Origin of the sequence: Pseudooceanicola lipolyticus (assembly GCF_002786325.1) — a bacterium.
Lineage (GTDB): Bacteria > Pseudomonadota > Alphaproteobacteria > Rhodobacterales > Rhodobacteraceae > Pseudooceanicola_C > Pseudooceanicola_C lipolyticus.
Window position 1 is genome coordinate 1 of record NZ_PGTB01000054.1, and the last position, 24401, is coordinate 24401.

The window sequence follows — 24401 nt, forward strand, 5'->3', positions numbered from 1 at the left end:
GCCGGCAGACAGACCGGCAGCGCCAACAGCGCCAGCGCAAGGTCGAAGGGCCGTTTCAGATAGCGGGCGTAAAGGCGATTGCCGTGATGTAATTCCGTTTCCGCGACAACACGCGGCTCGGCAGCGTCGGCAAAAGCCGACCCTCCATAATAACTCATGGCTAAGCCCCCAAAGCCAAAAATATCAAGCCGTCACAGACCAATAACTCAGCAGCGACACCTACCCGGACGGCAATACTCACTAAAACGCTAGTGACACCATTAAACTAATTCAAACGAACTATTTGTAAGAAGCGAATCCCTGCCAATTCCCACACAGATAAGCGAGTTATTACTGATTGCTTAACAAATGTGCAAGTCGCGCAGGTGCACGATGGTTTTATTAACGATTCGCGATCTGGCCCAAGGCACGACATTTGCCGACACCGCGCGATTGCCGCACATCGCGGGCGGTGACCCTGAATTGCCCCATTTTGCTGCGGATTGATGCCGCAATTCCTCACTAGGCGTTGGCTTTGCGGCGCTCCCTGCGCTGCATCGCGTTCACCGGCAGCGAGGCAAGATGCAGCCACTCTTCCGCAGATCGGGCAATGCCCGCGAGAAAATCACGACATTGCCCGCGCCGGGCAAAGCCCTGGCGATGCTGGTTCTGGCGGCAGCAACCGCGCTGGCGATCGCGCCTGCCGAGGCCGCGCAGCGGCCCGAGGGTGGCGCACGCACGCTGGTGATCCGCAACGATCCCGGCGGCGTGATTCCCGCCCGGATCGCCGATATCGCGACCATTCGCGCCAGCGGTCGCAAGGTGGAATTGCGCGGACGCTATTGCCTGTCGGCCTGCACCTTGTACCTGGGCCTGCCGAATGCCTGTGTCAGCCCGCAGACCCGGTTCGGCTTTCACGGGCCGTCGCTGTATGGCCGCCCCCTGAAACAGAAAGAATTCGAGCGCTGGTCGAGACTTATGGCATCGCACTATCCCGAACCGCTGCGCGATTGGTTCATGAAGACGGCACGTTTCCGGCTCACCGGTTATGCCAACCTGCAGGGCGATGACCTGATCCGGATGGGCGTCGAGCGCTGCTGATACAAGGCATGCGCGGCGGCCCGAGTCACATCTTCACGCAAGCAAAACGGCGTGGCAGAGACCACGCCGTTTGACGGACCGCCAGGCGGTGATCAGTCGTTGGTGGTGCCCGTCGTGCTGGTGGTACCGGTGGTTCCGGTCGTGCCGGAGGTTGCCACGGTGCTGCCCACCAGACCCGCCAGGCTGGAATTCGCGCCGCCAAAGGCAGAGGCGCCGCCAATGCCGAAGGAGGTGCTGGCCGTGGGGCCAAACAGTTCGGCGCCGGAATTTGCATTGGCCTCCTCATCGACGATGACCTGTTGGGCAAAAGCGATGGGGGCAACGAGGCTGACAAGCGCAGCGGCAATGAAGTGTCGTACGAACATTATAACCTCGGAAGAATAGGTTTGTTTAAGGCATACCCTAACAGACCGGGTGACAGCCGTCAGGTGCAATTGCAATATTCCAGAGAACTGTGTTCTGGGTTGTTCGGATTCGTGTCATTCCAATGTCATTTATGACGCTTATTAGCGACATCACATACGTTACATGCCTTGGAAAGCGGCGCAGTCCGCCCGGGCCGACATATGGGCGCGAATCGGAATGGACCCGGCCTACGATATCCTGATTCGCGAAAACGGAATCGGCCTATATAAAGAAGTGCATCATGCTGGCGCTTGAGGAGTCCGAGGGCAGGCAAACGGGTGACACGTCTTCGGCGAGCCCCTCGCATCGCAAATGGAAACGGCCGGGGCGAAATGCTCATAAAACAGGCGGATTGATTCGATTTCGGCTGCAATCTCCGTACAATCCGCATATTGTGAGACCAATTCAAAGTGCGCTCGCGCAGACTTATACCGTCGGCCCGCCCATCGCCACATGGCGATCCGTGGCTGACAGGACAGGTGTATTTGGTTTGTAGATGTAGGACATATGACCCAACCTTTTCCCAAACTCGCCACCACCCAACCCGCTCAGGTCGCCGCCTCGGCCGAGATGGATGATGTCATCGACCTCGGAGCGCTGTTATCCGTCCTGTGGCGCGGCAAGTGGATCATCGGATTTATCACGGTTCTGGCGGTCCTCGCCGGGGGCTATTATGCCTATGTTGCCGCCACGCCGCTTTACACCGCCAAGTCGGTTGTGATGCTGGAGACAAGGGAAGAGCGCGTCACCGACCTGGAAAGCGTGATCGGCGGGCTGTCCGGCGATTCCTCGGTGATCAATTCCGAAGCCGAAGTGCTGCGCAGCCGCAGCCTGCTGAAAAAGGTGGTGGCGCAGCTGAACCTGGAGCGCGACCCCGAGTTCAACGCGGACCTGCGCCCGCCGGAGTGGCAGGACCAGGTTAAGGCCCGGATCCGGGGCGCCATCGCCTCGCTGCTGCCGGCCGGCCCCGAAACCACACCCGCTGTCGACGAATACCCCGATGCGCAGACCGAGGCGCTGGTCAACGCGCTTTTGGCGCGCATGACGGTTCGCAACATTCCGCAAAGCCTGGTGTTCGAGATCACGGTCAAAACCGAACAGCCGCAGAAATCGGCACGCATCGCCGACAAGGTTGCCGAGCTTTATGTCCTGAACCAAATCGAGGTAAAGTTCGAGGCGACCGAGCAGGCGACGACCTGGCTGACCGAACGGGTGACCCAGCTGCAGACCGAGCTGGAACTGGCGGAATCGCGGGTCAAGGATTTTACCGCTTCCACCGCCCTGGTGAACGCCGAAAGCCTGCAAGCGCAGGAACGGCAGCTGAAAGAGCTGCGCGACCGCATCCAGGCAATGCAGCTGTCGGCCACGAACGTGCAGGCGCGGGTCGAAGCGCTGCGCAGTGCCGGGACGCCCGAGGACAAGGCCGCCATTGCCAATGACAGCCGGCTGACCCGGCTGTTGCAGGAGGCCAGCAGCGATCCTACCGCCATGACCGCCTTTGACCTCAGATATCAGCAAATCATCGACCGCGGCGAATTGGAGTTGAGCCGGGCCAATAGCCAGCTGGCCGCCCTGTCCACGTCCCGCGACGAGATGCAGACGCAAATCGAGACCCAGGGACAAGACCTGATCCGGCTGCAGCAACTGACCCGCGAGGCCGAGGCCAGTCGCCTGCTCTATGAACATTTCCTGTCCCGGCTGAAAGAGACCGCCGCGCAGGAGGGCATCCAGCAGGCTGACAGCCGTGTTCTGTCACAGGCGGTGCCGCCGGCCGTGCCGTCGGAACCGCGAAAATCGCTGGTTCTGGCGATGGCGGGGATGTTGGGGCTGATGCTGGGCGTGGGCTTGGTTCTGATCCGCGAGGCGCGCAAGAACACCTATCGCACCGCACGCGATCTGGAACTGTCCACCGGCTATACCGTCATGGGTCAGGTGCCGCTGCTGCCGGCACGCAAGCGCCGAGATACGGTGACCTATCTCGCCACCAAGCCCACCTCGGCCGCGGCCGAGGCGATCCGCAACCTGCGCACCTCGATCATGCTGTCGAATGTGGACCGGCCGCCGAAGGTGATTGTCACCACCTCCTCGATCCCCGGCGAGGGCAAGACCATGCTGTCGCTGGCCCTGGCGCAGAATTTCTCGGGCATGGGCAAGAAAGTGCTGTTGATCGAAGGTGATATTCGTCGCCGGGTGATCGGGCAGTATCTGGGACAGGCCCCGAAAGACGGGCTGCTTTCGGTGCTTTCGGGCACGCAGCCCCTGTCCGAACTTGTGGTTCATGATGACGGGATCGGCGCCGATATTCTGATTGGCGAAAAAACCTCGGCCAATGCCGCCGATATCTTTTCGTCAGAGAGCTTTGCGCGCCTGCTGGCCGAGGCGAAACGGGAATATGACCTGATCGTGCTGGATACCCCGCCGGTCCTGGTGGTGCCCGATGCGCGCATCATCGCACAGAATGCCGATGTGATCCTGTTCGCGGTGAAATGGGACAGCACCTCGAAATCGCAGGTCGAAGAGGCGCTGCGCATGTTCGAAAGCGTGAACCAGCGGGTCAGCGGGCTTATCCTGAACCACATCAGCCCGAAGGGCATGAAGCGTTACGGCTATGGCGGCAAATACGGCGCCTATTCCGCCTATGGACGGAAATATTACGTCAACTGACGCCGGCAAAACGCCTAGTCAGAGGCGTTTGCCACCACATTGAACAGCGACGGGGTGATCTGCTGGATCACCCGGTTCCACCGCGTCACCGGCTGTTCGGCCACAAAGATCACATCGTTCGGCCGCAGCTCGAACCGGGTGGCCAGCATCAGGTTGGTCGCGTTGCGCGCATCCAGCTGCCAGGCCGTGACCGAGGCAAATTCGCGCGGATCGGCGGACCCGCGCAGCACGTAGATTTCACGCACATTGCCGGTCTGCGTCGGGACCCCGGCAGCGGTATTATACAGCGCGTCGGCAAGCGAAGCCGTCTGGTCAAACGGCAGGGCATAACGGCTCTGCTGGCGGACTTCGCCAGTCAGATAGACATAGTCCCGTTCCACCCCTTCAAGTTCCAGCCGCGTCAGATAGTTCTGGCGCGCTTCCTCCAGCGCGCCGCGGCGGATCGACACCTCGGCGTTCAACTCGTTCAGCGCGGCCACCCGCGCCGCCTGCTGAAACTGTGCAAGCTGGATCTGCTCGGCAAAATAGGCCTGTGCCAGGTCCAGCTCGTATTCGGTATCGACAAAGACGCTGTCACCATCCACCAGCTGGATCCGGCGCAACCCGTCGCGGGCATAAAGCTGGGTCAGCGGCACCTGGTACAGCGTGCCATCGCGATAGATGCGGACCGAGGCATAGTCCTGATCGCGCACGGTTACCCCGCCGGCAGCGGCAAGCGCTTCGTCAAGGTAGAGCGGTGTCAGGGTGATCGGCGCAACGGCGGGCGTCGAGACGGCTCCGCCGATCGAAACCTTCTTCGAGTTGAACTCGGCGATTTCCAGGCTGAAGGTGGGGTCGATCTGGTTCTCGACCAGGCGCTGGAACAGTTCCGCCTCGGCCTCTTCCAGGGTCATGCCACCGATCTGCACCCGGCCGACCTCAGGCACCGCAATCGCGCCGTCATCCTGCACGGTATAGCCCTGGCGGCTGTTCTGCGCGGCCAGAAGGCCGGTCAGCTGTTCGATGGTCGCCTCGGTCGGGTTGGGCGTGGCCAACAGCACCACATCGCCGACGCCGATACGATAGGGGCCGGGCGATACCGCTGGCGGAACCCGCGTTTCCAGCGCTTCGGGACGTGCGCGCGCGGTCAAGGCCGGGTCGGGCGTGGGGCCCGCGCCGCGCAGGCCCGAGCCGCCGCCGGCGGTTTGCGCGAAGATCGCCGGCAGGGTGCGCGGACGATAGGTAGACCGGTTCGCGACCATCACGCTTTCGGCGCTTATCGGGATGATGCGGACCTTGGAGCCGTCATCGGTGACCTTCTGCACCTGCGGGCTGAAATAGATGGCGCCGCAGGCGGCGAGGAACAGGGTCGGCAAAAGAACTGTCAAAATACGCATGGGAAGGCTCCCGTTGTGTCGCGGGTCTTGGAATGGGCCACGACCGGCATTGCAGGAAAGGCGCTCATCACAGCACCTGCTGGAAGGCAATGCGCCCGCTGAACGGGTTGGCCAGTTGGCGCGATTGGCGGATCTCGCCGTTGCGGCGGTCGATCCAGTAATAGTTTTCAAAGATCAGGTCGCTGCCCCGGCAGCTTTCCTTCATGTACCAGGTCGGCAAGGTGACATCGCCGATGGGCAGGGCAAAGTCCTGTATGCGGGTGATGTCGCAGACATAGCTGCGGGTTTCGATCTGGTCATTGCCGGTCAGGTAGGAATGGAACCGTTGCGCCGTGCCGTTGCGCCCGGCCCGCAGCAGCGCCAGCGATTGCCGCGCATCCGCGGCCATCAGGTCACCGCCGATGCCGCGGGTCATCACCATGATACCGTCGCGCAGGCCGATCTGCACACCATCGCGGCCATACCAGACCGCGACACCGTTCAGCATATGGCTATAGTACAAAAGATCGCGCTGGTCGCGGTCTTCGACCACGGCCTGCATCGCGCGCGCACCGGCCTGTTCCAGCGCGATGTAACGCGCGGAACTGGGCGGTGTCAGCGCACCGTCATCGCCGGCAATCTGGCGGAACAGGCTATTGCCCGGCTGGCCGGTGGCACAGGCGGCAAGCCCGAACATCGCAAGGGCCAGGATCGCGCGGCGCATCATCGCCAGAACCTCCCCCAGCGTTCCCTGAGTTCGGGGTCGTGATACCCGCGGGTGACCTCGTACAGCCGGTTGCGCACGTTCAGCCTTGCGCCGCCGTCCCGCGTCACCGGCCGCAGGGTCAGGCCAAAGCCGCGCTGCGCCGGTTCGCCAGTGAGCCAGGACAGCGGCATCGAAAAGCGGATACCCTTGTCAAACGCGCCCTCGCCGAATTCCTGCGAGGAGACATCGGTGAGGGTGAAGAAACCGCCGATGCGGAAACCATTGGCAAATTCGCGATCCAACGAGAAGGTCGCGCCCCAGTCGCCCGCCAGATAGCGGCCGGCATCGACCTGCCCCAGATAGCCCGCGCCTAGATCGTAATAGGCCGACAGGTGCCCGGTGGCGATCTCGTAATCGCGAAAATCGAACAGGATGTCATAATCGCGCTGGCGGACATAGTTGATCTCCCCGCCCAGGGCGAGCGGGCCTTCCACCGGCTTCCACAACAGTTCCGCCGAAACACCGCCATACATCCGTTCGAGATAACCAACCGAAACCCGGCCATAGAGGTTTTCGCCGGGTCGGAAGAAATACTCACCGGTGAGATAGCTCAGCTCCAGTTCGGATTCCTTGGCATATTCAACCGCGTCCGACCTGACATGCGGCAGAACCGAGTTCGACCGCCGCGTTGCCTTGTCGATATTACCGGCAATCGGCTGCCGCAGCGCGCCGGAAAAGATCAGGCCCGGCGTCGGTGTAAAGGCGGCAAAGGCCTCGATCCCGACCTCGGCGCGGACCGGGCTGTCCGGATCGAAGAAGGAGGGTACGAAATAGCCGCCGACGCCGGCCTCAAATTCCGGATAGGCCTCGGGCACGTAGTTTTCCGGCCTCAGCCGATAGCTGCTGCCTTCCATGACCGCCGCGCGGGAATAGGATTTCCACGACCCGTCCAGGTCGAAGGCCAATTCCTCCAGGTCGCTGCGGCGGATAGTGACGGCCGAAACCGGCACGCCCCGGTTGATCGGTACGATGACAAAGGTTTCGATCTGCGCCGGCAGCACCTCGCTCATCGCGCGCGCGGTGCGCCCGATCGCCTGTGGCGGTGCATCATAGCGGTCATTGCGGACATGGATCGTCGCCGTGGTGCCCGAGATCGACAGCGCCTTTACGCTCAGCCCGTCTTCGGCCAGGGTCCGCGCCACCGCCACGCGCAGGCGATCATCCGCGCCGGCCTCCGGCTCCAGATCCCAGGACCGGGCGGCCACCAGGTTGCGCGGCATCACCGCCGGCCCGCCGCCATTGATCCCGTCGGGAATGCGCGGTTCCGCCGGGTTGAAGGTATAATGGAACATCAGCGCAAGCTCGGAGCCATAGCGATAGGCCGCGCTCAGGTCGATGCCATTGTCGAAACGATAGGTGGCGCCCAGATTGATCGGAAGTTTATGTTCGAACCCGGTGCGCGCCACCTCGACGTCATAGGCGTCCGAGGAATATTCGGCCTTTAAGACGAGATGATCGGAATAATTCCACTGAAGCCCGGCGAACAAGGCGGCATCGCCGCGAAACCAGGCGCCGGTATCAAGTTCGCCGGTATTGTTGCCATCGTCATTTCGATTGTTAAATCCGTCCGCCACGACGCCCAGCGGATTGCTGAAACTGTTATAACTGCCCAAACGGCCCCAGCCGATCCCACCGGTCAGCCGCAGCCTTTCGCCGACACCCTTGGTGGCAACCACATATTCGCCACTATAGACACCAGTGCCGCCAAAGTCCCTGAGACCCACGGCAATCGCCGGGCGATACAATGTCTCGTCCACCAGGCGGAAGTGGAAATCGAAACTGCGGTCATAAAGCGTGCCCCCAGTTGAGGTATAGTTTTCCAGCTTGCCATAGCGGAACACGCCGGAAATCCGCGGTGTGACCTGGAAATGAAACACGGTGCGCCAGGTGCCCGGAGAACGACCGGCAGACAGCGACACATCCCCGTCACGCATTGAATCCGCCGTCGGCATATCGATCAGCCCCGGCGTACCATAAAAAGACAGCGACGCGCGCTCCTGCGCCAGAATGGCACCGCCACCAAGGCAGAACAGGGCCAGAATGCATCCCCGGCGCAACGCTCGGGATGCCTTGAGATCTCGTGTCACAAAGCCCAATTTACTGCCCATTACAAATATGTCGTTGACCGACCTTTCTTAACGAATACAGTTTCAGAATGCGTTTTAAAATGCACCCTTACAAGCGTGAGCGTGCAACAATTATCGCGCAGATGCGGCATTGTCGCGACAGCTGTCCCCGGCTTTACGTCCGGAAATCCCGAAAATGATCACTTTTTCAGCAAAACCAACGCTTGCAACAGTTTCAGAGAATTCGCCGTTCCGAGATGTCGACGGCAATCCAGCTGTTAAAATCTGCTTATGACCACGGCAGGAAACCATCCAAATCGTCAAGGCCTCGCCGTATTATCGCCTGGGCTCTCCCCATCCGTGCGTACCGATATGCGGACCAACAGGTTTGGGCCCTAAAGAGATCAGAAAGCCGTTGGTAATTCGCTGTGTCAGCCAACGCGCCCGCCCCGCAACAGGCTGGATATGTTCCAGGGCCCGGAGTTGCGCGAGTCCACGACAGTTCTGGCAGCCGCCCTCTTCCGCAGCGGCGCCAGCCTGCCGGCCGTAGTCGGCGCCTCCGACTGCCGCTGGCTGTGCAGCAGCTATTCAGGGCGCTATGATATGATCGGCGTACTGGACTTACTCAGCGGCGCCAAGTTGCTGCCCAAAGCGGAGCCCGCATGACCGACGCCGAAAACATGGCCGGAATGCTGCTGGGCCGGGTGCTCGCCACACCCCGCACCGGCCGGCGACGGCTGGTCGCTTTGGCCGGGCCGCCGGCCTCGGGCAAATCCACCCTGGCCGAGCACCTGGCGGATCTGCTGAGCCGCAGCGGATGCGCTGCCACCGTGGTGCCGATGGACGGCTTTCACCTCGACAACCGCATCCTTGACGCCCTTGGCCTGCTGCACCGCAAGGGCAGCCCCGCGAGCTTCGATGTCACCGGCCTGCTGCGCCTGGTCGCCGCGCTGGCGCGGGACGACGAGGTTTTCTTTCCCACCTTCGACCGCCTCCGCGACCTAGCCATTGCCGGTTCCGGGCTGGTCGGCCCCACCTGCGACACCGCAATTGTCGAGGGCAACTACCTGCTCTACGACGCACCGGGCTGGCGCGATCTCAGCCGGCTCTGGGACCTCTCCATTCGCCTTGAGGTGCAGCGCGATACCTTGGAAACCCGTCTGGTCGACCGCTGGCTGGCGCAGGGCCACACGCGAGCTCAGGCCGAAACCCGGGCACGGGAAAACGACCTGGCCAACGCCACGCTCCTCACCCGCGCGGCCCTGCCCGCCGATGTGACACTAACCACCGCAGACTGACCCTCGGTTCCGTGGCACCCAAGCGCCGCGTCCGGTCACACGCGCGATATGGGCTTTCGCTTGTCAGAGCAAGTTCGCGGTTTCGTACGGCTCGGCTGATCGATGTGGCGGCCGGTGAACATGGCTTGGAAGACCTAAACGCCGCAGGTGGTTTTTTTGCTCAGACTACGACTCCAAGCCAACCCAAAAGGCGACATCGATGCAAAATTTGTTGCCCCCAACACCGTGTTTCAGGCCAATTTCACACCGCACCAAAGCGTTCAATTTTTCCATGATAAATTTGACACTTAGAGTCAGACCTCATAGCCAATAGATGACGGTTGCGGCGAGTGCGATTGTCGAAAGGAAGACCTTTGGGCATCTGTCGTATCGGGTTGCCACGCATCGCCAGTCCTTCAGTCTGCCGAACATGATCTCGATGCGGTTGTGTCGTTGTATCGGCGCTTGTCCACCGCCCGGCAGGGAATTGCGGCAGCAATGTCCCGAGAGGGAACTCTACAGTTTTCTTGCGCTGTTCTCGACCGGAGATACACGGGCGTATCCCTTTGTCTTTCAATGCTTCCCTGAACCAGTCGGCGTCATAGCCGCGGTCACCGAGTAGCCAATCGACATCCGGCAGGTTGCCGAGCAATGCCCGCGCGCCGATGTCGTCGCTGACCTGTCCGGCCGTGACAAACAGGTTGAGCGGCCGCCCCTGGCTGTCGCAGACGGCATGCAGTTTGGTGTTCATGCCGCCCTTGGTTCGGCCGATCAGGCGTCCACGCCCCCTTTTTCGCGGACATGCTGATCGAGGTCCGGGGCGCCTTCAGATACTTGCGCAGGCTCACTCGAACACATGGCGTTCACCTGCTCACGTCAAACATGACCGTCTTCTCCTCAACGTGCGCGGCAGCCAGGCCGGCCATGATCTGCGCGAAGACGCCCCCGCTTCCAACGGTTGTAAAGCGTCTTGTGCGGGCCGTACTCAACAGGCGCGTCACGCCAAAGCAACCCATTGCGATTGATGAAGGTAGTCCCGCTCAACACTCGCCGGTCATCGACGCGCGGTTTGCCGTGGGATTTGGGAAAGAGAGGTTCCAGACGCGTCATCTGGGCATCTGTCAGCCAGAAAAGATCGCTCATGTTCACCGCTCGTTTTCGGGCGGTGAATCACCCAGCTCACCGGAAATCGATGGGCCTTGACCCAAAGGGGACTAAAACGACCTAATTAGAATCTGAAACTAACCAAGAAAAATATCTCGAAATGTTCTTTCAGAAAGCCGCACATCTTCTTGAAATCTCTGCCTGGCAATAGATCTCAGGCGTACACGCTCCTCACTGGAAGCTGAAAGCAAGCGATTAATCTCATTGATTACGACAGCAACGAAATCCTCTCGCCGATCAACAACAACCCCAGCCTTTCCGATCTGGCACGCGACAGAACCACGGTCCTTTGAAATCACACGCGCCCCGACAGACAATGCCTCATAAATGACAATGGGCTGAGCCTCATTTTGATACTCGGTGGGGAAGACGAACAAATCGAGAGAGGCAAAGAAGATTCCTTTTTCATCACCATATTTCGGCCCCACCCAAGTTAAATCTCCTAAACACTGGGCTCTTGCAACCGCCTCCTTATCAACTGAAGAAACGATCGGTCCAGCCAGCACAACCTCGACTGGCAGACCCGCAATACGAACTTCTCGAGCTAATCTTAAGAATTCATACAATCCCTTCTCGCGCGTCAAATTACTCAAAAAGCCAATCCGAATCAACTTACTCTTATTTGCAGTATCTAGATTAATACAAGCACCATGATCCGGCACGAACGCGGCATTAGGGAGACTAAATACATCACCTCGCACGTCATACATCTTACCAAATGCAAAAAGCATAGCCCCATCTAAAAAAATGTGACCCAACCTAGCCCCACCAAGAAAGCAAATAAATCGCATCACAAGGCTTTTTCTATTAATATAGGCGTATGAATGATGATAAAGATATCCACTGCGTCGACGCGAAACAACGGCAAGCAAGTGCACCAAAGTATATATCATACCACCTCCTCCGTTTACTCCTACTACATAAATTCGAGGCTCGAACCCGGAAAATAAAACACTAAAAAATGTAAAAATACATTTGTATAGTCTCACAATATGACCTCGAGTTCCTCTCAAATCCTTAGACGACTGATCTAATCTCCCGGAAACTCCAAAAGCCTCGACGCGATTAGCTAGGGCGTCCATGATCATCGAAAATCCATGGACAGGAGGCGGGAACGGACCTATTAGAACCACAGGGGTACGCAACTTAGCCATCATTCTCTTGCCGAACTCCTAGCTCTCCAATTTTCATTGGCGTCAACTCTTCGCGAAGGCAAACTTCTCTTGCTGGTGAACCCACAAATGCACGACCGGAAGGTAAGCTCTTCGTAACCAAGGTCCTAACATTGCAGAAAGAACCATGTCCAATTCTCACCCCAGGGCAAACAAAGCATTGTGCAGCCAACCACACCTCGTCATCTATGAAAACGCTATCTTGATAAATGCTGAATGTAGGGCTGGCGGGGTCATGGCCTGCCGCACAAATATAGCAGCCTTGCGAAACAACGGCATTACCTCCAATCACTATGTGACCCAAAGAATAAAGCACAACAGAATCCCCTATTTGGGAGTATTCGCCTATTGATACTTTCCACGGGTAAGTAATTTTAACCGATGAGCGAACTAGCACTTTTTTTCCGACCTTGGCGCCAAACAAACGCAGTAAAAACCTCCTCCAGCCATAACATACTTGTGGAGATGGCCGAAACAACAAAGCCTGGACAATCCACCAGAGCTGAACAGCGAGCAAGCTCCTGCCCCTAAATCCTTTAGGAACACGAAATGCTGACAAATCTTGATAGGTTCTTTCAATCACGAAAACTGTTCCCCGTCCTTGTAAAGTGCTACATGAAGCTAACGATCGCGCCTATTCCGCCATAGTGAATAGATAGCTCGGTTGGGATATATATGAACCTGTAATCTTTTTTGTGCAAAATACGCAAAGATCAGCTTTGGCGCAACTGAACTAAGAGAAATCGCAAATGCAACACCTACCAGTCCCAACAAACTATAGCCGAGCACCATTAATCCGGCGGAGACCGTCAAGGTCACAATAATCGTATTTCGAACAATCCTTTCATGCCCAGTCATTAAGAGGAGGTGGCCAACCGGCCCAAGCATAACCGATACAAACTGCCCCACAGCCATGACCCTTAAAGCCAACTCTGCAGCAGCTGAATATATGCCAAAGAACGACAAAACAAATTCTGGTACCAAAATCAAAATCAAGAAAAAAGGCATGGCAAATAAAAACATTATGAGAGACGATCTAGAAATCACCTCTTGCAATCCGCGCCTGTCACCCCGTGAAAACATAGATGCATAGTTTGGAGCGTCTATTAGAGCTACTGCAAGCGTTGCCAGATTTTGAACCATGGCTAATCTCTGCCCAACACTGATAACGACGACACCCTCAGCCGAGAGCAATATTCCAGAAAGCAATGTCCCCAGCCAAAAGTTTGCCTGAGACAACAAGTTAAAGACAAAAATGTCGAAATAGCCATAAATTTCCACGCGCCTATTAAAAAGAAGAGAAACAGGTTCTGCGCGTCTAAGCCTTAGCCAATACGCACCGAACGCAAATGAGCCAAAACTTGCGAAAACAAAGATTGCACCAGCCGAATATTCACCAAACCTCTGCAAAACCGGCACCGAAATCGCAAATACAAGGTTGGAAATCACATTCAAAGTAGCCGTTGACTTAATAGCCATACGAAACCCTTGAAGCCCTGCAGATAGCACATATGACGCCGCCAGAAAAGGTACTGCCAATGAGTACGACGTTAAAATTGACTTAAATTCCAATGAGCTAAACGTAAGGCTTGAAACGAATCCAGACACAATTATTGTTAAGATGGAAAATACCAGACCTATTGATCCCGCAAGCATAGACGTTGATGCCACAAAGAGACGCGCCTGTTCATGCCGTCCTTCGCTACAAAGAATACTCACCCGTCGAAGAGTAACTTCCTGAAGTCCTCCGGCCGATACGCTGCTAAGAAACAACGCGGCCGCCATAGCATACAAATGGAAACCAGCTTGCCCACTTTCAAACGTGCGCGTAATTACAAGATTTGCAGCGAGAACCGAAACCGCTCCTAAGAGCTTTATGCTCAGTCCGAGTATATGCGGAATATAGGAATTCACACCAATGCCTTAAATGCCAATCCTGGAAAGCTATACTCTGTACAACAGTTTAAATGGCGCCGTCAAAACGTTTGTAACAATCTTTTTAATAGGCGAAACTTCAGTTACCCACCTAATATCCGGACTGATCTTCATGGGCTCAAATCTTGATGGGTTTCCGGAAACGGGGTGATATCTCTCCGCAGAATCTACACCCTTGGAACTTGGTTTAGCTTTCAAAACGGCTATCGCCGAATCTGGGTTCATCACGAAGTCCTCATATTTGATTAGTACCGTATTTGCGATACGCTTTCGAATGCGACTGGAAACTATTGCTACGTTTATCCATCGGGCGACAGATTTATAGTATCCTACAGCCGGCATTGTGGCGCTCGCTCCAGTTGTCGACTCCACCCTCACTTTCGACTTAGTCCACGAGTACGCTACTGCGGCCGGCTCACGTACCAATTCGACGATTTGTATTTCATCTTGCTTCAAATAGCGCTTGAGCAATATTGGCCTCACTGGTCGCTTTGATGTATCAAACGCATATTCGTGTGGCAGCGAGCGTATAAACTCGGCCTGTAGCTGGTAGTACCTGTCAAGAATGCTGCTTACTCTTTTGTAGCGAAGAAGGTAAAATCCTAACGTGCTTTCTGCCCGACGTTGCTCAATGGCGAGAAGACGAATTTCCTCAGCCGAAAACCTTCTCTCGAGCAATTCTCGAAATTTTTTCCAAAAATCGCACTCTCCAAAAGGCACACCACATCCACACCTTTCGTTTTCAATTATCCCACGCTCAATAGCGTATGTCATTTCTCCCAGCGCAAAAATATCCAAATTCATAGCCGCGTATCGCTCAAAGACAGTTGAGCCCGAACGCCCCAGAGCGGTTAAGTATATTAGCTTCGCCATTTTCCGCCCTTTCCCCAACTAAATCGATCTGAACTCATCTTAATTCTCGCTTCACCATTGGCGTTTGAAATCATAGGAGACATTGCAGCGTAAAGCCAAATACCAAAAAATGCATAGGAATCGAACTGCATATACAACCAGGAAAGCACCAACAAATATAGAAGCCATCCACCTCTAAGCAGCAATCCAAACATGAAAAGGTAGAAAATCAGACCCAATTCCGCGACAACTCTGAGATGCAAGTTGAAGAAGGAATTATCATTCAATTTCAGAGCGGACGAGACCTCCGTGTTTTTATCTAAGCCAGGGATCTTTCCCAAAGTCGCCGCAGCTCCTTGATTAACAAGACTGTAGGCATTCCCCATACCTACGCCAAACAGAAGAGTATGGGAATCTTGAAGAATGCCTTCTGATAAAGCCTGAATCCTAAATGCCCTCGCTTGAAGTGAAAGATCGGCTCCAATTGCCCTATGTCCACTTCCCGCTTCTAAAATTCTCGAGAGTCGATCAAATTTTCCTACAGTGACGAATGGCGTTACTGCGACACCCACTATTGCGATAATCGCGATACCCAGGACAGCATTGCGCGCGGTTCCGAACAGGCTGCGGATCTGGCCAAAAGCAAGAAGTAGCAGAAACACAATGGTGGAATCAATCAGTAGGCGCACGGATGTTCCAAAAATCAACGCTATCGCCATGATTCCCCAGAACGCCGATCTTGCGCGCCGCTTCGCTTTGACCGTGAAGTCACTTTCCGCTGCTCTATTTAGAACAAGAACAACCGGCAGAAGAACTCCAAAAATATGCATCGAGATGAATGAAGGTTCAGTAAACGAAAAGCTTATTCTTTCCCCGTAATTCCTTTTCTCAACGATGTCAAATAGCTGCCCAAGAGGTAAAAAATGAAACTTGTAAGTCAGTATTTCCAATACGCCGTAGGCCAGAGAAAACATATACGCCACGGCGATATGAGAGCACATCTTGACTAGCCTTTCATGCTCACCCCTTAGAAAAACGCACAGCGAAAAGTAAAAAGTGACGCCCAAAAACAGAGTTGCCAAGCTGTCCATCGCATTAGAAAGTCTCAGCTGCCCGAATGGAATTGGCGCCAATATATAGATGGACGCCACAATGTACAAAACAGCACTGCGTGGACGAATAAGAATCGAAGCGGGCTCTATGATCACTCTTAGGAGTAAGTATACAAAGAAAACAAATGGACTGACCGTAGCCCAACCAGCGGATGGAGCAAAAGAGAGATTATCGAACGGTATCGTGTACAAACCGATTATAAAAAGCGAATCAACGCCTTTGAGCCTTCTGTTGTCCCCGCTTTGAGCAGAAGCAGTCACACTAGATATCAATTTTTTTTCTTTCTCGCTCTACTTCTTCGGTTAAATTCGCAAGCATATCTCTTTGATATTCACGCCTCCAATTTAGTTTAAGCACCGGCGTACGCTCCGAAGCTATTCTTTTGTAAATTTCTTCATTAGAACAACCTCGATAACCGTTAGCCCGCTGAACGATGTGTGATGGTACCGCTGATATTTTTCGAGCGTCATCCCATACCTGCTTTGCGGCGGGATTAGCCTTGAGTGCCTTCGAGAAGGAATAGTGGACTGCGGCATATGGATAGGAACCCGCCATTCTTAGGTACGGCTCCGATATCATTGCAGTAGCTATGCTTGGTGTTTGCCCGAGAGCGATTTTAGCTGCACGGTGAAATGCCTTCGAGTACAGCGTCCCTTGCAGAGGAAACTTTCGTCTCAACAATACCTTTTCTAGTTGTTTTATCCATTCAACTGTAACAGCGTTCTTTCTTTCGGAGGCGAGAAACCAACTTGCGATTTCACGATCTCGACCGGGTCGTTGGAACGCGAAAAATCCAGAACTAGCTGCCTGATCTATCCAGTCGTCTAGAGGCAGCACGCACATAGATGTAGCGTCGACCCAAATCCCACCGTTTTCCCTCAGTAGACGCAACCTAAGCAAATCTGTTAACGCTTGAATCTTTAGATTGCTCGATTCTTCAAATAGCCTTTTTATTTTGCTGCACTCTGAGATTGAGCCCCGCGACAAAATGTTTACTTGCCATGAAGAGTTCTTATTACGCCAACTCTGAAGACAAGTTTGAACTATTGCGGGCGCGCGTTCTTCACCGACATCCCAAAAGCTCCAAATTTTTTTCGGTATGCTCACAGGCGCTTCAGCTTCTCATTTAGATTACCTACCATAATCCCTGCGGCAACAGATAGCTCGTTCGGGCTCGCCATATCCATTTTAACTTTTTTTCTTTCACTTCACTTTATTTTCTCGCCGATTTTTTTGAAAGCGACGAAATTTTGAATATTGTTGCGTGGGCCACAAGTTAAGGTTACAATCAGTGCCTATACCTATTGTTCCTGCAAAACCTACAATAAGCCTTTGTCTCTGAGACTGTGATCGCGGCGGCAGCCTTATGCGAAGAGCCCAGTATCATCCTTATTGTTTGATGGTTGAGGCTCACATTAAGTGACTCACCAATACACACAGTGTCCCTTCAGATTGGTTAGTACCACTTCGAACCCCTAAACAACTCAGATATGCAGCTTCGACGGGCCTCCAGTTTAGGAGAGGCCATAACCTTTTGATATCATGCACTGCGGACAGCTGTCACCGATTCAGCCATGTGTTCACGGTTCTTTTTACTTCCGATCTCAAGATTCGGTTTTTTTGCGGGCATTGCGTGAAGCAGGTACCCGGAGTGGCCCGCCTTTCCTCACGCGCGATGATGACCTGAGACCCGACTTCCCTCCAGTCTTTGGGAGAATCCGTCGATTGATTTCTGGCCTCATGCGGCCGGTGAGATTGCACCGAAACACTGCATCGCCGGGCTTGTCGATCACAGAATGGACATAGACCGATCTGCCGAACCAGGGATGCCAAGGATAAAGAACCTCGCGCCGGTCGGTAACGTGGGTGTTCTGGCGTTCAGTTGTACAACTTCCACAGGCCACATGGCGCACACAACGGAAAGACGCCTTACGAAGCGCTCAGAGAGAAGCTATAATCAACAAACGGGCTGTCCCACGAGCAACCGCACCTTACAAATGTTTGAAAGCACTGGAACCCAAAGATGGATGGGGAGATTTTTCACTTAATTTACAATGACTTAAATGGTGCCCCCACACGGACTCGAACCGCGGACCTACTGATTACAAATCAGTTGCTCTACCAGCTGAGCTATAGGGGCCTGAGCTTCCGATTACTGGCATTCCGGGCGCATCGCAAGACGGTTTCGCAGCCGCGCCCTGGCATTGGCGGGGTGTGGCCGGAACACGGCACGCCCGGCACATGGGCGGCGATGGCGTTTGACTGGGCTGGGGCAAAGCGCTAGGCCTCGCCGGATTACAAACGGGTCAGAGAAAGCAGCGCGAAGATGCAGGTCGTGTTTCACACGGGGGCGCACTATACCGATGACGGGCGCCTGCTGAAATGCCTGCTGAACAACAAGGACGAATTCCGCAAGCGCAATGTCGCGGTGCCGGGGCCGGGCAAATACCGCACCCTGCTGAAAGACGCCTTTGCCGCGCTGGACGGCACCGTGCCGGCGGCGGATGCCCGCAACGTGCTGGTTGATGCCATTCTCGACGACGAGACCGCCGACCGGCTGATCCTGACCAACGAGCATTTTTTCGGGTCGCCGCGCTTTGCCCTGGGCAATGGCCAGCTCTATCCGCTGGCGGCCGAGCGGATGCGCCATCTCGACCAGCTGTTTGACAGCGACCGAATCGAGCTGTGCATGGCGGTCTGCAACCCCGCCACCTTCCTGCCCAAGGCGCTTGACCGCGCCTCGGCCGAGCAGCAGGCGCAGCTGCTGGCGGCGACGCCGCCGCAGAGCCTGCTGTGGTCCGAGCTGTTCACCCGCATCCGCCATGCCCTGCCCGAGATGCCGATCACCATCTGGTGCAACGAGGATACGCCGGTGATCTGGCCCGAGGTCATCCGCGCCCTTGCCGGGTTGGAGCCGGGGGAAAAGATCAATGGCGGCTTCGACCTGCTGCGCGAGATCATGTCGCGCGAGGGGATGCGCCGGTTCCGCGCCTATCTGCGCGACCACCCCAACCTGACCGACACCCAGAAGAAGCGGGTGATGATCGCCTTCCTGGACAAATATGCGCTGGCCGAGAAGCTGGAGGAAGAGCTGGACCTGCCCGGCTGGACCGGCGATCTGGTCGAGGAGCTGACCGAGATCTACGACAACGACATCGCGCGCCTGACCGAGATTCCGGGCCTGCGGCTGATCACGCCCTGATCGAAAGCCGCTTGCGCCGCGAGGTTCTGGTTTGCCATACATGATGCGCATCGCCACAGACCGGAGGCCGCGCGTGCCCCTGCCCCGCCAGCCGAATACTCGCGCATGACCGCCGGCCTCGGCCCCGAGGAATGGCAGGCGGTGGCATTATCGCTGAAAGTGTCGTTCTGGGCGACGCTGCTGTCGCTGCCGCCGGGCCTGTTTATCGCCTATGCGCTGGCGCGCTGGCAGTTCTGGGGCAAGCAGGTGCTGAACGGGTTGGTGCATCTGCCGCTGATCCTGCCGCCGGTGGTCACCGGCTATCTGCTGCTGCTGGTGTTCGGGCGGCAGGGCCTGGCCGGGGCCTGGCTGGAAAGCCTGGGCATCGTGCTGGCGTTCCGCTGGACCGGCGCGGTGCTGGCCGCCGCGATCATGGCCTTTCCGCTGATGGTGCGGGCGATGCGGCTGGCGATCGAGGCGGTCGACCCCAGGCTGGAGGCCGCCGCCGCGACGCTGGGCGCGCCGCGCATTGCCGTCTTCGCCACCGTCACGCTGCCGCTGATCCTGCCCGGCCTGATCACCGGCGCGGTGCTGGCCTTTGCCAAGGCGATGGGCGAATTCGGCGCCACCATCACCTTTGTGTCGAACATTCCTGGCCAGACCCGCACCCTGCCCACCGCGATCTATACTTTCCTGCAGGTGCCGGGCGGCGATGCCGCGGCGCTGCGGCTGGTGCTGGTCTCGGTCATTGTGGCGATGGCAGCGCTGCTGGTCTCGGAACTGCTGGCGCATCGCGCCAGCCGCCGGATCAACGGCGCATGAGCCTGGAGGTCGATTTTCGCCACCGGCAGGGCGATTTCGCGCTGGCCGTCGCCTTTGACGCGCCCGATGGGATCACCGCGCTGTTCGGCCGGTCGGGCGCCGGCAAGACCAGCGTGGTGAACGCGATTGCCGGGCTGCTGGCGCCGGATGCGGGGCGCATCACCCTGGGCGGCACCGCCCTGTTCGACCGGGCGGCGCGGTGCAACCTGCCCACCTGGCGGCGGCGTCTGGGCTATGTGTTTCAGGACGGGCGGCTGTTCCCGCATCTCTCGGTGCGCCAGAACATGACCTATGGCCAGCGCTTCGCGCCGCGCGGAGCCACCGGGCCGACGCTCGACTCCGTAGCCGAGTTGCTGGGCATCGCGCCGCTGCTTGACCGGCGGCCGGGCGGCCTGTCGGGCGGCGAGAAACAGCGCGTGGCAATTGGCCGGGCGCTGCTGTCGCGGCCGCGGATGCTGTTGATGGATGAACCGCTGGCGGCGCTGGACGAGGCCCGCAAGGCCGAGATCCTGCCGTATCTGGAGCGGCTCAGGGATGAAACCGCCCTGCCGATCCTCTATGTCAGCCATTCGGTAGCCGAGGTGGCGCGGCTGGCCAGCCGGGTGGTGGTGCTGGAAAATGGCCATGTCGCCCGCGCCGGGCCGGCGGAACAGGTGTTGTCCGATCCCGGCATGGTACACCAGATCGGCCTGCGCGAGGCCGGCGCGGTGCTGCCGGCCACGGTGGCGCGGCATCACGCCGACGGCTTGACCGAACTGGCCGTGTCGGGGGGGCGGCTGTTCCTGCCCCTGACCAAAGGCGCCCCCGGCACCGCGGTCCGCGTGCGGGTTCTGGCCCAGGACGTGATGCTGGCGCGTTCGGCGCCGGTGGGCCTGTCGGCGCTGAATATCCTGCCCGGCAAGGTGGTGTCCCTGCGCGACGGCGACGGGCCCGGCGTGATGGTACAGATCGCCTGCGGCGACGACCTGCTGCTGGCCCGCATCACCCGCCGTTCGGCCCAGGCGCTGGGCCTGGCGCCGGATGGCCCGGTTTTCGCGGTGATCAAGACCGTGGCGATCGCCCGCAGCGATGTCAGCCGCAGCTGACGAGTCAGGACATTCCCAGCGCTTCCTTGTACATCTCCAGCACCGCCTCTTCCTCGGCGATATCGTCCTTGTCGCGCTTGCGCAGGGCGATGACCTTGCGCATCACCTTGGTGTCATAGCCGCGGGCCTTGGCCTCGGCCATCACCTCTTTCTGCTGCTCGGCGATGTCCTTCTTTTCCTGTTCCAGCCGCTCGAACCGTTCGATGAACTGGCGCAGCTCGTCGGCAGTGACGCGATAGCTGACGTCGCTGGGGCTGACGTCGGTACTGGTGTCGGTCATGAAAAGGCTCCGTCTGGCGGGATTGATCTGAACCTGCCGGATACCGCCCCCCCGGCGGCGCCGCAAGGCCCCGCGGCGCGGCTTGCGCGGCCCGCCGCGTGCAGCTAGACCCCGAGGCAACACAATTCCGGAGGCCGCATATGTTCGACATCATGATCTGGACCGGGGCCGCCCTGTCGCTGCTGGGGCTGGCCGGGCTGATCTGGTGCATTCTGCGGGTGATCCGGGCACGGCGCGCCGGTCTGTCCGACGAGGCCATGCGCGCAGCGGTTGCCGCGGTGCTGCCGATCAATATGGGCGCACTTGCGGTTTCGGTGATCGGGTTGATGTTGGTGGTGGTGGGCGTGATCCTGGGGTGACCCCGCCCACCGTTTTTCGAGAAATCAGACCGGCAGGTTGTCGAACCTCTGTTCGATCGCTTCATCCAGAAGCACGGCATTCAGGCTGCGCAGACGCGCGGGAACATGATGGCCGTCGCGGGCCATCCGTTCCAGAACCTGGCTGAGCTGCGGCTGCAATTCGATGCGGCGCGCGCCATTTGCTGCGGTGATCATCGCTTCCAGACGCAATGCGGTCTGGGACAGGTCGTAGTCGGTCATGTCAGCCTCCCCTCTTGGCATGAACCCCCCGTTCCGCGAAGACCATACCACACCCTGCTAAGGGACGAACCTTTCGATGCCCGGCTGGGCCGAATTTTGCCAGATTCACCCCTTTTGGGCAGGAATTCCGGCGCTCTGCACAAGATATCCACAGAATTCGTCGGCTTGGCCCGACACACGCGCAGGAAGAGGATAACAATCTGTGAGAGAATCGCGGCTTGATATATATTCACATTTCGATATATGTTTCCGCCCATCATGGAGGATCATGCGATGATACCTGACGTGAAAGCCTTCTTCGACGATGCGACAAACACGGTGTCCTACGTGGTGCGCGACCCCCAGGGCAGCGCCTGCGCGATCATCGATTCGGTGCTGGATTTCGACCACGCCTCGGGCCGCACCGGCACCGCTTCGGCCGACCGCATCTGCGCCTATGTGCGCGAGGCCGGGCTGAAGACCGAATGGATCCTGGAAACCCATGTCCATGCCGATCACCTGTCGGCGGCGCCCTATCTGCAGGACCATCTGGGCGGCAAGATCGGCATTGGCGACCAGATCACCGTGGTGCAGGACACCTTCGGCAAGGTGTTCAACGAAGGCAGCGAGTTTCAGCGCGACGGATCGCAGTTCGACGCCCTGTTCAAGGAGGGCGACAGCTTCCATATCGGCCAACTGCGCGGCGAGGTGATGCACACGCCGGGCCATACGCCGGCCTGTCTGACCTATGTGATCGGCGATGCCGCCTTTGTCGGCGACACGCTGTTCATGCCCGATTTCGGCACCGCGCGTTGCGATTTTCCCGGAGGCTCGTCGGCGGCACTGTTCAATTCGATCCAGAAGATCCTGGCACTGCCGGATGACACGCGGGTTTTCGTCGGCCACGACTACAAGGCGCCCGGGCGCGAAGAATATGCCTGGCAAACCACCGTGGGCGAACAAAAGGCGCTGAATGTGCATATCGGCCACGGCCGGACCATCGAGGAATTTGTCGCCATGCGCGATGCCCGCGACGCCACGCTGGGCATGCCGCGCCTGATCCTGCCCTCGCTGCAGGTCAACATGCGCGGCGGGCAGATGCCGCCGCCGGACCAGCAGGGAGACGTTATGCTGAAACTGCCACTGAACAAGCTATAGCGGAGAACCGGAGCAGGCGATGCAACAGGACTGGATCTGGGGCCTCGTCGGGGGCGGGCTGATCGGGCTGGGCGGCGCCGTCTACCTTCTGGGCAATGGCCGCATCATGGGCGCCAGCGGCATCCTCGGCGGGCTGGTCGACGGCAGCGGCCGCAACAGCGCCGGCGAACGCCTGGCCTTTCTGGCCGGGGTGCTGGCGCTGCCCGCCCTGCTGACCCTGCTGTTCAACATCCCCGCCGACACCCACCTGACCCGCAACCTGACGGTGATCGTCGCCGCCGGTCTGCTGGTGGGCATCGGCACCCGCATCGCCAATGGCTGCACCTCGGGCCACGGGGTCTGCGGCATGTCCCGCCTCTCGCGGCGCGGCATCGTCGCCACCCTGGTCTATATCCTCGCCGGCGGCGTGACGCTGGTGGTGATGCGGCACCTGCTCGGGGTGATCTGATGCGCCCTCTGCTTGCCCTCCTGGCCGGCAGCCTGTTCGGCACCGGCCTGTTCCTCTCCGGCATGACCGACACCACCAAGGTGCAGGGCTGGCTGGACATATTCGGCAACTGGGACCCGACCCTGGCCTTCGTAATGGGCGGGGCGATCCTGCCCATGGCCATCGCCTGGCGGCTGACCGCGGGGCGCAGGCCGCTGGCCGCCACGGCCTTCCCGGCCCGGCCCGACCCGGTGATCGACCGGCGGCTGGTATTCGGCTCGGTCCTGTTCGGCATCGGCTGGGGGCTGGCCGGGCTCTGTCCCGGTCCGGCGGTTGCCTCGCTCAGCTATGGCGGCCTGGGCGGGCTGGTTTTTATGCTGTCCATGCTCGCCGGCATGGGCGTTGCGCCAACCATCGGCGCGCGACTGGACAGGATCGCGGCCGCGGCGTAAATCTGCCCCATGACACCGCGCCAGATCACCCCCCGCTATTCCGTTTCGCCGCAGATCGAACCCACCGACCTGCCGGCGATTGCCGCCGCTGGTTTTACCAAGGTCATCTGCAACCGGCCCGATTCCGAAGTGCCCGCCGAATTGCAGTCCGAGGCGATCCGCATCGCCGCCGAGGCCGCCGGCCTGACCTTCGAAAAGCTGGAACTGACCCACCAGACCATGACGCCGGAAAACGTCGCCCGCCAGGCCGAGATGATCGAACATTCGGATGGCCCGGTCTTTGCCTATTGCGCCTCGGGCACCCGCTGTTCGGTGGTCTGGGCGCTGGGCCAGGCCGGCCAGGTGCCGGTCGACCAAATCCTCGCCGCCACTGCCCAGGCCGGCTATAATCTGGAAAATCTGCGCCCGGCACTGGAACAGGCCGCCAGCCAGGCCTGACCCTCACCCCCCGTCTGGCGGCTGAGCCGGCGCTGCGTCGCTCTCCGCCAGCGGCAGCCCCGCCAGTTCCGAGATCTCCGCCGCCATCCCGGCGGCGTCAGGCTCGGGCGGGGGGGCGGCGCCCTCCTGCA

23 protein-coding genes, 1 tRNA gene and 1 pseudogene are annotated in these 24401 nt (G+C 58.4%); 11 read left to right on the top strand and 14 right to left on the bottom strand.

From position 1 onward, the window contains the following. Positions 1-561 precede the first annotated feature (561 nt). Positions 562-1080, top strand: a complete 519-nt coding sequence (locus CVM52_RS13445; RefSeq protein WP_240620959.1) for a hypothetical protein — start codon at positions 562-564, stop codon at positions 1078-1080. Positions 1081-1172: 92 nt separating this feature from the next. Here CVM52_RS13445 and CVM52_RS13450 read toward each other — a convergent pair whose 3' ends face one another. Beyond that, entirely contained in the window at positions 1173-1445 is a 273-nt protein-coding gene (locus CVM52_RS13450; protein WP_100163008.1) for a hypothetical protein, read from the bottom strand. A gap of 547 nt (positions 1446-1992) precedes the next feature. Here CVM52_RS13450 and CVM52_RS13455 point away from each other — a divergent pair. Next, a complete protein-coding gene (locus tag CVM52_RS13455) occupies positions 1993-4149 on the top strand; it encodes a polysaccharide biosynthesis tyrosine autokinase (protein ID WP_100163009.1) in 2157 nt (718 codons plus the stop codon). Positions 4150-4163: 14 nt separating this feature from the next. Here the strand turns inward: CVM52_RS13455 and CVM52_RS13460 are convergent, their stop codons facing one another. From CVM52_RS13460 to CVM52_RS13470, 3 genes are all read right to left on the bottom strand, one after another. Further along, positions 4164-5525 carry a polysaccharide biosynthesis/export family protein gene (locus tag CVM52_RS13460; protein ID WP_205964955.1) on the bottom strand — a complete coding sequence of 454 codons (1362 nt, stop codon included), beginning with the start codon at positions 5523-5525 and terminating at the stop codon, positions 4164-4166. Between the two features lie 67 nt (positions 5526-5592). Beyond that, complete coding sequence (locus CVM52_RS13465) at positions 5593-6231, bottom strand: YjbF family lipoprotein (protein WP_100163010.1); 639 nt, start codon at positions 6229-6231, stop codon at positions 5593-5595. Continuing rightward, positions 6228-8378, bottom strand: a complete 2151-nt coding sequence (locus tag CVM52_RS13470) for a YjbH domain-containing protein (RefSeq protein WP_100163011.1) — start codon at positions 8376-8378, stop codon at positions 6228-6230. Before CVM52_RS13470 ends, CVM52_RS13465 begins: the two co-directional genes overlap by 4 nt. Before the next feature lie 620 nt (positions 8379-8998). Here CVM52_RS13470 and CVM52_RS13480 point away from each other — a divergent pair. Beyond that, positions 8999-9634 carry a nucleoside/nucleotide kinase family protein gene (locus tag CVM52_RS13480; RefSeq protein WP_100163013.1) on the top strand — a complete coding sequence of 212 codons (636 nt, stop codon included), beginning with the start codon at positions 8999-9001 and terminating at the stop codon, positions 9632-9634. 300 nt (positions 9635-9934) lie between these two features. Here CVM52_RS13480 and CVM52_RS13485 read toward each other — a convergent pair. The 8 genes and pseudogenes from CVM52_RS13485 to CVM52_RS13510 form a co-directional block, all read right to left on the bottom strand. Continuing rightward, positions 9935-10756: pseudogene (locus tag CVM52_RS13485) on the bottom strand (IS5 family transposase). Between the two features lie 98 nt (positions 10757-10854). Next, positions 10855-11865: a glycosyltransferase gene (locus tag CVM52_RS13490; protein ID WP_172721001.1), complete on the bottom strand. Its 1011-nt coding sequence runs from the start codon at positions 11863-11865 to the stop codon at positions 10855-10857. A 58-nt stretch (positions 11866-11923) separates the two neighbouring features. After that, positions 11924-12532 (bottom strand): WcaF family extracellular polysaccharide biosynthesis acetyltransferase, encoded by a 609-nt coding sequence (locus tag CVM52_RS13495; protein WP_240620961.1) that lies wholly within the window; start codon positions 12530-12532, stop codon positions 11924-11926. Positions 12533-12570: 38 nt separating this feature from the next. Beyond that, complete coding sequence (locus CVM52_RS26605) at positions 12571-13863, bottom strand: MATE family efflux transporter (protein ID WP_133119847.1); 1293 nt, start codon at positions 13861-13863, stop codon at positions 12571-12573. A 30-nt stretch (positions 13864-13893) separates the two neighbouring features. Further along, entirely contained in the window at positions 13894-14757 is an 864-nt protein-coding gene (locus tag CVM52_RS26610) for a hypothetical protein (RefSeq protein WP_133119848.1), read from the bottom strand. Further along, positions 14745-16109 carry a hypothetical protein gene (locus CVM52_RS13500; RefSeq protein WP_133119849.1) on the bottom strand — a complete coding sequence of 455 codons (1365 nt, stop codon included), beginning with the start codon at positions 16107-16109 and terminating at the stop codon, positions 14745-14747. The genes CVM52_RS26610 and CVM52_RS13500 overlap by 13 nt, the downstream gene beginning before the upstream one ends. Position 16110: 1 nt before the next feature. Next, entirely contained in the window at positions 16111-16956 is an 846-nt protein-coding gene (locus CVM52_RS13505) for a capsular polysaccharide synthesis protein (protein ID WP_100163016.1), read from the bottom strand. A gap of 957 nt (positions 16957-17913) precedes the next feature. Further along, a tRNA-Thr gene (locus CVM52_RS13510) sits at positions 17914-17989 on the bottom strand. 186 nt (positions 17990-18175) lie between these two features. Between CVM52_RS13510 and CVM52_RS13515 the strand changes: the two genes are divergently transcribed. The 3 genes from CVM52_RS13515 (at position 18176) to modC (ending at position 20937) form a co-directional block, all read left to right on the top strand. Further along, complete coding sequence (locus tag CVM52_RS13515) at positions 18176-19051, top strand: hypothetical protein (RefSeq protein ID WP_100163017.1); 876 nt, start codon at positions 18176-18178, stop codon at positions 19049-19051. Between the two features lie 105 nt (positions 19052-19156). Then, positions 19157-19852, top strand: a complete 696-nt coding sequence (gene modB / locus CVM52_RS13520; protein ID WP_100163018.1) for a molybdate ABC transporter permease subunit — start codon at positions 19157-19159, stop codon at positions 19850-19852. Then, a complete protein-coding gene (gene modC, locus CVM52_RS13525) occupies positions 19849-20937 on the top strand; it encodes a molybdenum ABC transporter ATP-binding protein (protein WP_100163019.1) in 1089 nt (362 codons plus the stop codon). Before modB ends, modC begins: the two co-directional genes overlap by 4 nt. Positions 20938-20941: 4 nt before the next feature. Here modC and CVM52_RS13530 read toward each other — a convergent pair whose 3' ends face one another. Then, complete coding sequence (locus tag CVM52_RS13530; protein ID WP_100163020.1) at positions 20942-21217, bottom strand: DUF2312 domain-containing protein; 276 nt, start codon at positions 21215-21217, stop codon at positions 20942-20944. A gap of 140 nt (positions 21218-21357) precedes the next feature. On the opposite strand from CVM52_RS13530, the gene CVM52_RS13535 reads away from it, so the two are divergent. Then, the gene (locus tag CVM52_RS13535) at positions 21358-21576 is read left to right on the top strand and encodes a hypothetical protein (protein WP_100163021.1); all 219 of its coding nucleotides are present in this window, start codon (positions 21358-21360) and stop codon (positions 21574-21576) included. Positions 21577-21600: 24 nt separating this feature from the next. Here the strand turns inward: CVM52_RS13535 and CVM52_RS13540 are convergent, their stop codons facing one another. Next, a complete protein-coding gene (locus CVM52_RS13540) occupies positions 21601-21816 on the bottom strand; it encodes a hypothetical protein (protein WP_100163022.1) in 216 nt (71 codons plus the stop codon). 273 nt (positions 21817-22089) lie between these two features. Between CVM52_RS13540 and CVM52_RS13545 the strand changes: the two genes are divergently transcribed. The 4 genes from CVM52_RS13545 to CVM52_RS13560 are packed head-to-tail and all read left to right on the top strand — an operon-like array spanning position 22090 to position 24270. Further along, complete coding sequence (locus CVM52_RS13545) at positions 22090-22953, top strand: MBL fold metallo-hydrolase (RefSeq protein ID WP_100163029.1); 864 nt, start codon at positions 22090-22092, stop codon at positions 22951-22953. Between the two features lie 19 nt (positions 22954-22972). After that, complete coding sequence (locus tag CVM52_RS13550; protein WP_100163023.1) at positions 22973-23401, top strand: YeeE/YedE family protein; 429 nt, start codon at positions 22973-22975, stop codon at positions 23399-23401. Beyond that, a complete protein-coding gene (locus CVM52_RS13555; protein WP_100163024.1) occupies positions 23401-23832 on the top strand; it encodes a DUF6691 family protein in 432 nt (143 codons plus the stop codon). Before CVM52_RS13550 ends, CVM52_RS13555 begins: the two co-directional genes overlap by 1 nt. 9 nt (positions 23833-23841) lie before the next feature. Then, on the top strand, positions 23842-24270 hold the full coding sequence (locus CVM52_RS13560) for a protein tyrosine phosphatase family protein (RefSeq protein WP_100163025.1): 429 nt from the start codon (positions 23842-23844) through the stop codon (positions 24268-24270). The last annotated feature ends 131 nt before the right edge of the window (positions 24271-24401 follow it).

Bases quoted from the DNA above. Each gene is read 5' to 3' on its own strand.
- CVM52_RS13445 (WP_240620959.1), top strand. From the start codon at position 562: ATGCAGCCACTCTTCCGCAGATCGGGCAATGCCCGCGAGAAAATCACG.
- CVM52_RS13450 (WP_100163008.1), bottom strand. From the start codon at position 1,445: ATGTTCGTACGACACTTCATTGCCGCTGCGCTTGTCAGCCTCGTTGCC.
- CVM52_RS13455 (WP_100163009.1), top strand. From the start codon at position 1,993: ATGACCCAACCTTTTCCCAAACTCGCCACCACCCAACCCGCTCAGGTC.
- CVM52_RS13460 (WP_205964955.1), bottom strand. From the start codon at position 5,525: ATGCGTATTTTGACAGTTCTTTTGCCGACCCTGTTCCTCGCCGCCTGC.
- CVM52_RS13465 (WP_100163010.1), bottom strand. From the start codon at position 6,231: ATGATGCGCCGCGCGATCCTGGCCCTTGCGATGTTCGGGCTTGCCGCC.
- CVM52_RS13470 (WP_100163011.1), bottom strand. From the start codon at position 8,378: ATGGGCAGTAAATTGGGCTTTGTGACACGAGATCTCAAGGCATCCCGA.
- CVM52_RS13480 (WP_100163013.1), top strand. From the start codon at position 8,999: ATGACCGACGCCGAAAACATGGCCGGAATGCTGCTGGGCCGGGTGCTC.
- CVM52_RS13490 (WP_172721001.1), bottom strand. From the start codon at position 11,865: ATGATCATGGACGCCCTAGCTAATCGCGTCGAGGCTTTTGGAGTTTCC.
- CVM52_RS26610 (WP_133119848.1), bottom strand. From the start codon at position 14,757: ATGGCGAAGCTAATATACTTAACCGCTCTGGGGCGTTCGGGCTCAACT.
- CVM52_RS13515 (WP_100163017.1), top strand. From the start codon at position 18,176: ATGCAGGTCGTGTTTCACACGGGGGCGCACTATACCGATGACGGGCGC.
- modB (WP_100163018.1), top strand. From the start codon at position 19,157: ATGACCGCCGGCCTCGGCCCCGAGGAATGGCAGGCGGTGGCATTATCG.
- modC (WP_100163019.1), top strand. From the start codon at position 19,849: ATGAGCCTGGAGGTCGATTTTCGCCACCGGCAGGGCGATTTCGCGCTG.
- CVM52_RS13530 (WP_100163020.1), bottom strand. From the start codon at position 21,217: ATGACCGACACCAGTACCGACGTCAGCCCCAGCGACGTCAGCTATCGC.
- CVM52_RS13535 (WP_100163021.1), top strand. From the start codon at position 21,358: ATGTTCGACATCATGATCTGGACCGGGGCCGCCCTGTCGCTGCTGGGG.
- CVM52_RS13540 (WP_100163022.1), bottom strand. From the start codon at position 21,816: ATGACCGACTACGACCTGTCCCAGACCGCATTGCGTCTGGAAGCGATG.
- CVM52_RS13545 (WP_100163029.1), top strand. From the start codon at position 22,090: ATGATACCTGACGTGAAAGCCTTCTTCGACGATGCGACAAACACGGTG.
- CVM52_RS13550 (WP_100163023.1), top strand. From the start codon at position 22,973: ATGCAACAGGACTGGATCTGGGGCCTCGTCGGGGGCGGGCTGATCGGG.
- CVM52_RS13555 (WP_100163024.1), top strand. From the start codon at position 23,401: ATGCGCCCTCTGCTTGCCCTCCTGGCCGGCAGCCTGTTCGGCACCGGC.
- CVM52_RS13560 (WP_100163025.1), top strand. From the start codon at position 23,842: ATGACACCGCGCCAGATCACCCCCCGCTATTCCGTTTCGCCGCAGATC.